The sequence below is a fragment of the Sphingopyxis sp. BE259 genome, from assembly GCF_031457495.1.
In the GTDB taxonomy this organism is placed as follows: domain Bacteria; phylum Pseudomonadota; class Alphaproteobacteria; order Sphingomonadales; family Sphingomonadaceae; genus Sphingopyxis.
The window spans coordinates 784,895-795,860 of sequence record NZ_JAVDWM010000001.1 but is presented as its reverse complement, the minus strand read 5'-3'; the positions used below and the strand labels follow the sequence as shown (position 1 = coordinate 795,860).

Here is a 10,966-nt window from a genome sequence, read left to right as displayed (position 1 = left end):
GGACATGTGCTAAGTCGCTTCATGGCGTGGCGTAGACCGTTCCATCCAGTTAGTAAAATCGTTTAGTAATTTGCGTTTTGGCATTCCCACGAAACGGACTAGGCAGCGGTATGAACGCAAATCTCGACACAATGCCGCCACGGCTTCGCGAAGGCGCCCTCACCGACGACGACCGTATGCTATATTTGATGGACGAGATTAGTCGGGGGGCGAGGCGCGCTTATGACGCACGGATTGCCAAGAGCGGCCTCAATCAGACGCAGTGGCGCATCATCGGACAACTTCTCCGCGAACCATCGTTGACGCAGGCCGGAATTGCCAAGCGACTAGAGTTGGAATCCGCCACGATCGGTCAAGCCGTCGCTGGCCTTTGTGAGAAAGGATTGATGGAAAGGCGACGAGCCAAAACGGACGGCCGGGCATGGCAGCTCATCCTGACCCAGGAGCTCGACAGGTTGTTGCCCCAACTGAGAGAATCCGCGGACGGGCTGCATAGGGTCTTATGGCGGAACGCCACGCGCGACGAAAAACGGACGTTGCTGGACATTCTTGTGCGGATTGCGTCGAATCTCGATCAGAGCCGGACCGATGCGGAATAGGACATATGCCTGGGTTCCGAGATAAACCGATAGGAGACATCGCACGCGCCGCCGAGATAGGACAGATTCTTGTCCGGCACGGCGCCAAAAGCCTGGCGGGCGCGCTCGGCGTCATTCCGCATCCTGCCAATTCAATCGATCCAGGTGAATTGCGGCCGGCGGCGGTCGTCGCACTCCTGCGCGACATTGGTCCGGTCGGAATAAAGCTTGGACAGCTGCTGGCGACGCGCAGCGATCTGTTTTCCAGGTCCTGGATTGCTGCCTTCGCGACGCTCCACGATCAGGTTTCTCCGGTGCCATTCGAAGAAATCGAGCCCATCCTTGCCGCAAGCTGGGGAGCTGACTGGCGAGGGGAATTCACCCAATTCGATGAACAACCACTGGCTTCGGCTTCGGTAGCGCAGACCTACTCTGCTTCGCTGCTCGACGGCGCCGGCGTTATCATAAAGGTGCGGCGTCCGGGCACTGCTGCGCGAATGGAGGCCGATGTGCGGCTGCTGTCGCGCCTCGCCGCCGTTGCCGAGGATCGATCCCCTGAAATCGCCCGCTATCGCCCCGTAGAGTTCCTGCGAACCTTTGGCAGAAATCTTGCCTGGGAAATGGATCTGGCAGCCGAAGCTCGTGCATGCGAGCGTATCGGTGGCTATCTTGACACGCTTGGGATCAAGACTCCAACAATTCATTGGGAACTGACGGGGATACGGGTCAACGTCCAGGAGCGGCTGTATGGAACGCCCGCGTCTGCGCTCGAGGCCGGCTCGACCGACCCACGCGTGGCGGCGTTCGCGAGACAATATGCGAATGCAGTCCTGCGCATGATCATTCTGAATGGCGAATTCCATGGCGATCCGCATCCGGGCAATGTTTTCCTTATCGGGGAACAGGATGTGGGCTTTATCGACTTTGGATCGGTCGGCACTCTCACGAAGGCGAGACGCGAGGAGCTGGTGCGACTTGTCATGGCTATAGCCGACGAGGACACAGCCGACGTCGCGAACGTGTTGCTCGAATGGGCCGGAAATCCAAAAGTTGACCGTGATGGGCTCACCCAGAATTTGGACCAGCTGATAGGTGAATTCAGAGGAACCGTCCTTTCGGGGATTGAGTTCTCGCATATTTTCAGCCGCGTGTTCGATCTCCTGCGAGACTATCAGCTCGCACTTCCGCCTGATCTGGCGATCCTTCTTCGAACATTGCTCACGGCGGAGGGGTTTGCGCGTTCCTTTGCGCCTGGTTATAATATTGGGGAGGAAACACGCCCCATCATGTTGGAGCTGTTCGCGGAAAGATTCTCTCTCGGCCGAAATCAGCCCAATCTAAAAAAAGTTCGCCGAAAACTCCTCGCCTTGGCGGCGGTCATGCCCGACCTTCTCGATAACGCCGCCGTGATCGCCAAGTCCGGGTACGTGCCTGTCCAGATCGATCCGGCCAGTTTTGAACGGCTTGCAGCCATTCGCCGCGCGAGCCAGCCTGTCAAAGGTCCTGTGGCGGCCGCACTTATCGTCTCCGCGGCGCTGCTTGCGAATCAGTCCTGGGTGCTTGCAAGTGTTGCACTGGCTCTTGCCGGGTTGGTTCTTCTGCGCAAATGGCGATAAGATCGTTGCTCAGCCTGAACGGGCCAGCGTCCAATATCAGGCCAATTCAAACTGGAGTTTATGATGACCCTGCAGAAGCCAGTCAATCCGGTCCCCGCAGCCACCATGCTGTTGCTTCGCGACGAGCCGGAGTTCCAGGTGCTGATGGTCAAGCGGCATCACCAGATCGATTTTGCATCCGGCGCGCTGGTCTTTCCGGGTGGAAAGCCTTCTGCTGCCGATGAAGCGCCTGAATGGGCCGATTATTGCAGGGGTTGGAAAACGCTAGATCCTACGCAGCGCACCCTCCGGATTGCCGCGATTCGTGAAGCCTTTGAGGAAGCAGGCATCCTGCTGGCCGATCATCGCGACGGTAGCGAGTTCGAGGATATTTGCGATCTTGAAAGCCGCAAAGCCGTCGAGCGAGGCGAGCGCGAATTTTTCGACATTGTGCGTGAGGCCGATGTGCAACTGCGCCTTGATCGCCTGAGCGAGTTCGCGCGGTGGATCACGCCCAGCTTTATGCAAAAGCGCTTCGACACTCATTTCTTCGTCGTTCGCGCCCCAGAGCGCCAGATCGCAGCATGTGATGGATATGAAACCGTTGATGCGGAATGGCTTTCGCCAAGCAAAGCCCTGAAACTGGGTGTCAGCGGTGAACGAACGATCATCTTTCCTACGAGATTGAACCTGCAACTGCTAGCCGAAGCTGCGAGCGCAGACGATTGCGTCGCGCGGGCCAAGGCTCGCGAAATCGTGCCGGTCCTTCCAGAAGTCATCCAGCGAGACGGCACGAACATCCTCACTATTCCCGCCAACGCGGGATACGGCGCAGCGTATGAAATTTTAAGTTGAAAGGCACTGTTGGCACGCCCCCCTCGACTCGCGGGCGCACGAGAGCTAGGTCAGCACAGATCCGCCATTTGATGCTGGGACCTCTGAAAGGTAGCGAGTACCTCCTGGTTGAGCTCTACTCGCGATTTCAGACAGTCGAGCGTCGTGTGAAACACGCGTCACGCAGGCATGTCAGTATTGCTGCTCGGGAACATGCAGAATCAGACCTTCCACCAAGGGCTCGATGGGAATCTGGCAAGCGAGGCGACTATATTCGTTCGCCCCTTCCGCAAACTGCAGGAGGTCTGCCTCCGCACCGCCTTCGGCCAAGCGGCCGACCTTGTCGATCCAGGCCGGATCCACAAACACATGGCAGGTTGCACAAGCGCACACCCCGCCGCAATCACCGTCGATGCCCGGCACATCGTTGAACAGCGCCGCTTCGCGCGCTGTCTCACCTTCGGCTATGTCGACTGCCCTCCGCGTTCCATCGCTGGAAACGAACGTCACTTTGACCATATCAAGCTCCGCTTTTTTTGAATCAGCCAATCAGCGGGCGTGGAGCCTCACCGGCAGTTTCGTAATCCCTCGCACTAGGTTCGAGAACAGGCGCTCGGGTTCACCGGTCACTTCGATCTTCGCGAACCGCTTGTGGATCTCTTCCCAGATGATCCGTAGTTGCAGTTCTGCGAGCCGGTTGCCCATACAGCGATGAATGCCATAGCCGAAAGACAGATGATGCCGTGGGTTCTTACGGTCTATGATGAACTCGTCCGCCCTGTCGATGACCGTCTCGTCGCGGTTACCCGACAGGTACCACATCACAACCTTGTCGCCTTTTCTGATCTTCTTGCCGCCGATCTCCCAATCTTGCAGCGCCGTGCGGCGCATATGGGTCAGCGGTGTCTGCCAGCGGATGATCTCTGGCACCATGCTAGTGATGAGCCCAGGATCGTTATTCAATTTCAAATACGCGTCCGGGTTCTGGTTCAGTGCCAGGACACCACCGCTGATCGAGTTGCGCGTGGTGTCATTGCCGCCCACGATAAGCAGCAAGAGGTTGCCCAGAAACTCCAGGAAGGGCATGTCCCGTGTCGCCGGAGAATGCGCCATCATGGAGATCAGGTCATTCTTCGGCTCCGCATTGATGCGCTGCTCCCACAGACCCTTGAAATACATTGCGCATTCGATCAGCTCTGCGCGCCGCGCCTCATAGGATGCGACGATCCCAGTTTCAGGGGCGGCCGTTGTGACGTCGGACCAGCGCGTGAGCTTGCGGCGTTCCTCCCACGGGAAGTCGAACAGGGTCGCAAGGGTCATTGTGGTCAATTCGACCGCCACCTTATCAACCCAATCAATATCTTCGCCGACCGGCAAGTCGTCGAGGATTTGGCATGCTCGTTCGCGGATAGTTGGCTCAAGCAGCAGCAAGTTGGACGGCGCGACCGCACCAGTAACGGCCTTTCGTTGCTGGTTGTGCTTTGGTGGGTCCATCGCGATGAACATTTCAAGTTCAAGCGCGCTTTTCGCCGAGTGCATGTCCTCGATGGCGATACCGCCGAGCTTCGCCTCTGACGAAAATACCTTATGGTTGGTGTCCACGGCCATGATGTCGTCGAACTTTGTAATCGACCAATATGGTCCGACATAGCTTTCGCGGCAGTAGTGGACCGGCTCCTCTCGGCGAAGCCGCTCGAAGAACAGGCCGACCGTGTCTTTCTGGAAAAGGCTCGGACGCGCAACATCAATCTCGTCGATCGGGATGAAAGCGACCTTTTCGCGGATATTCGGCTCCACCATGTCGGTATCCATGTCGCGCCCTTCGTCGATAACAGCACAATTGCCCTACTTGAAATCGTAAATCCCTTCTGAGGCTCAGTCAATAATGCTTATAAGGTTTTATCATTTTTTTGCATCTGAAACATTTTTATCTCACGACCATGGACATAAACGGAACTTAAATCTTATAAGGCTTCGTGACAGGGGTGAGGCAGAGTGATGTTGCTGAAAGTCGAAAACGCGAAGAAAGCTAAGCGCGCACTCTCGCTTGCCCAGCACATCGTTCGCGATATCGAGGCAGGTGCACACGCCCCGGGCGACAGGTTGCCGCGTGAGGAAGAAATGCTTGCGCGATATGATGTCGCGCGAGCGACCTTGCGCGAAGCGCTCCGCTTCCTTGAGCTCCAGGGCGTTATCCATCTTCAGCTGGGCCGTAGCGGCGGTCCGGTGGTTGCGCGTCCGCAGACCGGCGACTTTGCAAACAGTCTCTCGCTAATTCTGCATTTCATGGACGCCGACCTCAGAGGCCTGCTCGAACTACGTGAAGCGATCGCCGCGGATGTTGCCGCCTACGCCGCCCAGCGCGCGACTACCGGCGACCTGAGCGCACTCGCCGATTGCCTCAAAGAGCTGGAACGAAATGAAGCCGGAGGCCAGTTCGAGGAACTGAACCGTCGTTTTCATGACCTTCTCGGCTGGGCCAGCGGCAATCCATTGTTCGGGCTATTAACGTCGACGCTGCATTTAATTACGCGCGAATTCTCTCACTCACTTGGCTATTCGGCGCAGGAGCGAGCGGTCCAATTGCGATTCCTCCGCCGTGTCCTCGAAGCAGTACGCACCGGGGATTCCGAAGCGGCGCGTCAGGCCATGGCCCGGCTCGTCTCGGGATCCGCGTCCTATCTGGCAGAGCGAAGCCCCGAGCTTGTATCCCAGCGTGTCAGGTGGGGGCAGATTTAGAAAATTGCGTCTGATCGGGCGCGGAACGGAGAGGGTAGGATAATGGCGCTGAAGAGCCCTGTTTGCAAAATTCTCGGGATCGAATATCCGATTCTTCTGGCTGGAATGGGCGGGGCGAGCGTGCCTGCACTCGCTGCCGCGGTGTCGAACGCAGGCGGACTTGGTGTTCTCGGCGCTGCCGCATGCTCGCCCGACCAGTTACGTAGCTGGATCAGGCAAACCCGCGAGATGACCGACATGCCTTTTGGGGTCGATACCTTGCTGCCGGCGTCTGTCAGGCGCGGTTCGGCGCCGGAGAGCGGAGGTGTAGCAGAAAACCCCCTGGCTTTGCTCGGCGAATATCAGGAGTTCACCCGCGAATTCATGGAGCGCGAGCATTTGCCCGCAGTGGACGCCGCCACGGCGATGCGCGCGGCGGGCGCCCCGGACATGGGCAAGGGCGGACTGCAGCTGTTCTCGCGGGAGTTCTTCGAAGCGCAGATGGAAGTAATCATCGAAGAAAAAGTGCCGGTCTATGCCGCAGGCCTTGGCAATCCCGAACCGTGGATGGAACGCCTTCATGCCAATGGCACCAAGGTCATGGCGGTGATCGGAAAGGTCAAGCACGCCCTGCAGGTAGTGGAATCGGGTATCGACCTGATCGTCGCGCAGGGTCACGACGGCGGCGGCCACAACTCTCCTGTCGGAACCTTCTCGCTGATTCCGCAAGTGGTTGATGCAGTCGGCGATCGTGTTCCCGTAATCGGTGCGGGAGGAATAGCCGATGGTCGCGGAGTCGCCGCAGCGATGATGCTCGGCGCCCAGGGGGCGTGGATCGGATCGGCGTTCCTCGCAACCGACGAAGCAGGTATCGAACAATTTCAGAAAGAAGCCATCACCGAAAGCGGCGATGCCGATACGGTGGTCAGCCGATCGCTAACGGGCAAGCCTGCCCGGATGATTCGGAACAAATGGGCCGATGCTTGGGTGGCGGCCGGCAAAGAGCCGCTTCCGATGCCTTATCAGTCGATGGTTTCGGGGCCTGTCATGGCTTCTGGCATCAAGGCCGCACGCAAGGACATCATGCCCGGCTTCGCAGGCCAGGGGATTGGTCTGATCGATGCGATCCGCCCAGCGGCAGTCGTGATGCGCGACCTTATAGAGGGCGCGGAGAGAGCATTGGCCGGCGCCGGAACTCATTTCTGACCGGCGAGCGAGACAGGGACGCGGCATGAATCTTTCATCCACCCTTTCCTTTGCCGACAAGGCAGCAATCACCGGGGTCGGCCAGACCGATTTCGTCAAGGGCACCGAGCGGACTGCAGTGGAAATGATGCTCACCGCCTCGCGCCGGGCCATCGCGGATGCTGGACTGAAACCCTCCGATATCGACGGCATGGTGCCGCCGCCAATCTATACGACGTCGGAGGAGATGGCCGCCAATCTGGGCATTGATGTGCTGCGCTATGCGGCAACCGTGCACATGGGCGGCGCCAGCCCGACAACGGCACTACAGAATGCCGCCATGGCGATCGCCTGTGGTCTATGCGATCATGTGCTCGTGACACTGGGCTGGAACGGCTATTCCGCTCTCAGACCTAAGCCGGGCGCCCCGCCCACCCGGCCGATGAACATGAACACCCTGACCAATACGATCCAAGGCTACTACAGCCCCTACGGCGTATTGTTGCCGGTGCAGATGTACGCCTGGCTGGCGACCCGTCACTCGAAGCTCTACGGCGTTGGCGAAGATGCGATGGCGGCCGTGGCGCTCGCCTGCCGCCGTCATGCGCAATTGAATCCACGCGCCTTTACCTATGGCCGCGAACTCGACGCGGAAACCTATTATTCGGCGCGCTGGATATCTGAGCCGTTTCGCCTCTACGATTGCTGCCTCGAGACCGATGGCGCCTGTGCTGTCGTCCTCTCGCGCATGGACCGTGCCAAAGACATGCCGCATGTGCCCGTCAGCATCGCCGGCGCGGCCGAAGGCCATCCCTATCCCGCCGACGACATCCCTTCCCGCCCCGACCCCTTCAAGATCGGCCTCAGCGATGCCGCCCCGCGCGCATTCGATATGGCGGGCGTCACGCGCGACGACATGGACTTCCTCCAGATCTACGATTGTTTCACCTATATCGTTCTGCTGCAGCTCGAATCGCTCGGATATTGCGAGCCTGGCGCGCAGGCCGAATTTGTCGCCAATGGCCAGATCGAGCTGGGCGGGCGCTTACCGATCAACACCCATGGCGGCTTGCTTAGCGAGGCGCATGTCTGGGGTCTCAACCATGTTGTGGAAGCAGTACGACAGCTGCGCCATGACTGCGGCGAGCGTCAAGTGATCGGAGCCCAGACCGGCCTTGTGACAGGCTGGGGAGACCTTGGCGATGGCAGCATCGCGATCCTCAGGAGGTTTGCATGAGCGACGAGCATGATGTGCCTCCCAAGGCGCGGCCCTCCGCGCAGGCAACGCCGGCCAAGCCGCAGCCGCGGCCGCAGGACCCGATCGAACAGGAGTTCTGGAGGCTGTGCCAGGACGGTCAACTCTATTTCCAGCGTTGCGGAAGTTGCGGCATCTTTCGCCACCTGCCTCGCTACATGTGTGCACGATGCGGCTCGCCAGACTATTCCTGGGAACCCAGCAGCGGCAAGGGCACGCTTTTTTCCTGGACCGTGACCCATCAGGCGCTGCACCCCGCTTTTGCCGCCGACGTCCCGTTCGTGGCTGCCGTGGTGGAACTTGAGGAAGGCGTGCGCATGGCCACGCGCCTCGTGGATTGCGAGCGTGACATCCTCGCACTCGATCTGCCGGTCGAACTCGATTTCGAAATGATCGGGGGGGACTTTCGCCTTCCTGTTTTTCGTCCGCGTGAAGGGTAGAGACGACATGGATCTCGACTACGGCCCCCAATATGACGCCTTCCGCGCGGAGATCCGCGCCTTCATCAATGCGCACAGACATTTGGCGCCACCCTCCGCCACCCGGTTCTCCCGGCCCTCAGCCGAAGCTATCCGATGGCAAAAGCTATTGATCGAGCACGGCTATACGGCGCGCACGATACCGGCCGAATATGGCGGCTACGGAGCGGCGCCGGATATACTCAAATCGCGCATTATCGCGGAAGAGTTTTCGCGAGCTCGGCTTCCGAGCGGCTTGGCGAACCAGGGCATCTCAATGCTCGTCCCGACTTTGCTCGAGTTGGGCACCGATGAACAGAAGCGGCGGTGGATCGCAGCAACGCTGACGGGCGAAGTCGTGTGGTGCCAAGGATATTCCGAACCCGGTGCGGGATCGGACCTCGCCAACCTCAAGACCAGCGCGCGCATCGAAAATGGAGAATTCGTTATAAATGGCCAGAAAATCTGGACCAGCACCGCGAAGCAAGCCGACATGATCTTTTGCCTTGTGAGGACCGAACTCGAGGCCTCGAAGCATAGCGGTATCTCTTATCTGATTTTCTCGATGGACATACCGGGGATCGAGGTACGCCCCTTGAAGACGATGACCGGTCACGCCGAGTTCAACGAGACATTCTTTACTAATGTGCGGGTTCCGGTGGACCAGATCGTCGGCCAGCGAGGACAGGGCTGGTTCGTCGCGAACGCAACGCTTGGCCACGAGCGCGGAATGCTGGGCGATCCCGACGCACTCGAGAACCGGCTGCAGGCATTGATTGGCCTGATGCAGCAGGAATCCATCGGCGAAGGTCGGGCGATCGACAATGCGGTCCTGCGCGACCGGCTGGTGGCGCTCCAGGCCGAAGTGACGGCGATGAAATGTAATGGAATGCGCATTCTATCGAACAGCCTCAAGGGCGAGCCTGGCGGCATGGCGAAGCTGATCGTCAAACTGCAGAGTTGCGAGGTCGCGCATCAGATCTCTGCGCTGGCGATCGACGCGATGGGCGAGATGGGCATTTTGTATCACCGCAGCCCGCGGGAACGAGACGGAGGGGCTTGGCAATGGAACTATATGTTCCAACTCGGCCTCATAATAGGTGGCGGCACCGCGCAGATCCAGAAGAACATCATCGCCGAACGTGGCCTAGAGATGCCGCGCGAGCCGAAGCTGGCGCGGATTTCCGACGAAGCGAAGGGAGCGGCAGGCATGCAGACCGACAGGCAGGGAGCGGCGTGATGGACTTCGGCCTTTCGCAGGATCAGCAGATACTGCGCGACGCAGTTGCGCGGTGTCTTGCCGATACCTCCCCGCTTGAGCATGTCCGCGAATGTGCCGGGCGCGACAACCCGTTAAGTGACACTATTTTCGGAGCCCTCCACGATCTGGCGGTCCCAGCCATGCTTGTCCCCGAAGAGCATGGTGGCCTAGGCATGACCCTTCTCGACGCTGCGGTCGTGGCGGAACAACTCGCCTATGCGGTCACACCAGCGCCATTTCTAGCCAGCGTAGTTCTCGCCCCGATCGCGCTGAGCGAGGCAGGAACTAACAAGCAAAAGTGCCAATGGCTTCCGAAGATCGCGCGTGGCGAGGCCCGTATCGGAGTCGCGATTTCCGCGACGGTCCAGGCGCGCGACGGCGCGGGAGTTCAATTCGTCGAAGGGAAGCTTAGCGGCACCGCCCTGTTCTGCCTCGATTTCGAAGGCGCGGACGCGTATCTCGTAGCGGACGCCGGTGGCAGGCTGCACCTCGTCCCAGCCCTAGCATCGGGACTCAAGGCGACCCGCCTCACCACCATCGATCGCACGCGCAGCGTGGGAGAATTGTCCTTTGCGGCTGTCGAGACCGATCCGCTTGCCGACGACGGCGGCACAGCATCGGCTCGGCTGCGCGATGCTGGCCGCGTGATCCTTGCCGCCGACAGCTTAGGCGCAGGGCAGGCCATGATTGAAAAGGCGGTCGATTATGCTGGTCAGCGAGAGCAGTTCGGCCGCCCTATCGGCAGCTTCCAGGCGGTAAAGCACATGTGCGCCGAAATGGCCGCACGCCATGAACCGTGCCGCGCGCTGGTCTGGTACGCCGCCCATGTCTTCGATGCGCTGCCGGAGGATGCATCTCTCGCGGCTTGCCATGCGAAATCCCTCACGGGCGACGTCCACCGATTTGTCGCCCGCACCGCCACTGAAGTGCATGGCGGGATGGGGTTCACCGATCTGCTCGGCCTGCACTACTGGTTCAAACGGATCGGCTTCGATCGGCAGGTCTTGGGTGGCCCCGAAGCGGTGCGAGCCGAGGCAGCGGCTCTGCAGGGTTGGACGAGAGCAGCCTGATAGTAACGGGAG

The 10,966-nt window shown here is 59.7% G+C and carries 11 protein-coding genes; 9 read left to right on the top strand and 2 right to left on the bottom strand.

The annotated features are described in order from the left end of the window. Nucleotides 1-110 precede the first annotated feature (110 nt). The 3 genes from J2X44_RS03855 (at nt 111) to J2X44_RS03845 (ending at nt 3,028) form a co-directional block, all read left to right on the top strand. The gene (locus J2X44_RS03855) at nt 111-599 is read left to right on the top strand and encodes a MarR family winged helix-turn-helix transcriptional regulator (protein ID WP_052182484.1); all 489 of its coding nucleotides are present in this window, start codon (nt 111-113) and stop codon (nt 597-599) included. A 5-nt stretch (nt 600-604) separates the two neighbouring features. After that, nucleotides 605-2,194 carry an AarF/ABC1/UbiB kinase family protein gene (locus tag J2X44_RS03850; RefSeq protein ID WP_037557607.1) on the top strand — a complete coding sequence of 530 codons (1,590 nt, stop codon included), beginning with the start codon at nt 605-607 and terminating at the stop codon, nt 2,192-2,194. A gap of 63 nt (nt 2,195-2,257) precedes the next feature. Then, nucleotides 2,258-3,028, top strand: coding sequence for an NUDIX domain-containing protein (locus tag J2X44_RS03845; RefSeq protein ID WP_037557695.1), 771 nt, complete (start codon nt 2,258-2,260; stop codon nt 3,026-3,028). 171 nt (nt 3,029-3,199) lie between these two features. On the opposite strand, the gene J2X44_RS03840 is transcribed toward J2X44_RS03845, so the two are convergent. Together J2X44_RS03840 and J2X44_RS03835 are read right to left on the bottom strand one after the other, a co-directional pair. Beyond that, a complete protein-coding gene (locus J2X44_RS03840) occupies nt 3,200-3,556 on the bottom strand; it encodes a 2Fe-2S iron-sulfur cluster-binding protein (protein WP_231729244.1) in 357 nt (118 codons plus the stop codon). Then, nucleotides 3,557-4,819: a cytochrome P450 gene (locus J2X44_RS03835; protein ID WP_037557605.1), complete on the bottom strand. Its 1,263-nt coding sequence runs from the start codon at nt 4,817-4,819 to the stop codon at nt 3,557-3,559. It lies immediately after the preceding gene. 186 nt (nt 4,820-5,005) lie between these two features. On the opposite strand from J2X44_RS03835, the gene J2X44_RS03830 reads away from it, so the two are divergent. From J2X44_RS03830 to J2X44_RS03805, 6 genes are read left to right on the top strand one after another with little or no spacing between them, the layout of a single operon-like run. Next, nucleotides 5,006-5,746 carry a FadR/GntR family transcriptional regulator gene (locus J2X44_RS03830; protein ID WP_037557604.1) on the top strand — a complete coding sequence of 247 codons (741 nt, stop codon included), beginning with the start codon at nt 5,006-5,008 and terminating at the stop codon, nt 5,744-5,746. Nucleotides 5,747-5,788: 42 nt separating this feature from the next. After that, the gene (locus J2X44_RS03825) at nt 5,789-6,931 is read left to right on the top strand and encodes a nitronate monooxygenase family protein (protein ID WP_037557602.1); all 1,143 of its coding nucleotides are present in this window, start codon (nt 5,789-5,791) and stop codon (nt 6,929-6,931) included. Nucleotides 6,932-6,956: 25 nt separating this feature from the next. Continuing rightward, a complete protein-coding gene (locus tag J2X44_RS03820; RefSeq protein ID WP_037557601.1) occupies nt 6,957-8,147 on the top strand; it encodes a thiolase C-terminal domain-containing protein in 1,191 nt (396 codons plus the stop codon). Then, nucleotides 8,144-8,605: a Zn-ribbon domain-containing OB-fold protein gene (locus J2X44_RS03815; RefSeq protein ID WP_037557599.1), complete on the top strand. Its 462-nt coding sequence runs from the start codon at nt 8,144-8,146 to the stop codon at nt 8,603-8,605. The genes J2X44_RS03820 and J2X44_RS03815 overlap by 4 nt, the downstream gene beginning before the upstream one ends. 7 nt (nt 8,606-8,612) lie before the next feature. Further along, nucleotides 8,613-9,863, top strand: coding sequence for an acyl-CoA dehydrogenase family protein (locus tag J2X44_RS03810; RefSeq protein WP_037557597.1), 1,251 nt, complete (start codon nt 8,613-8,615; stop codon nt 9,861-9,863). Further along, nucleotides 9,863-10,954: an acyl-CoA dehydrogenase family protein gene (locus tag J2X44_RS03805; protein WP_037557595.1), complete on the top strand. Its 1,092-nt coding sequence runs from the start codon at nt 9,863-9,865 to the stop codon at nt 10,952-10,954. The genes J2X44_RS03810 and J2X44_RS03805 overlap by 1 nt, the downstream gene beginning before the upstream one ends. The last annotated feature ends 12 nt before the right edge of the window (nt 10,955-10,966 follow it).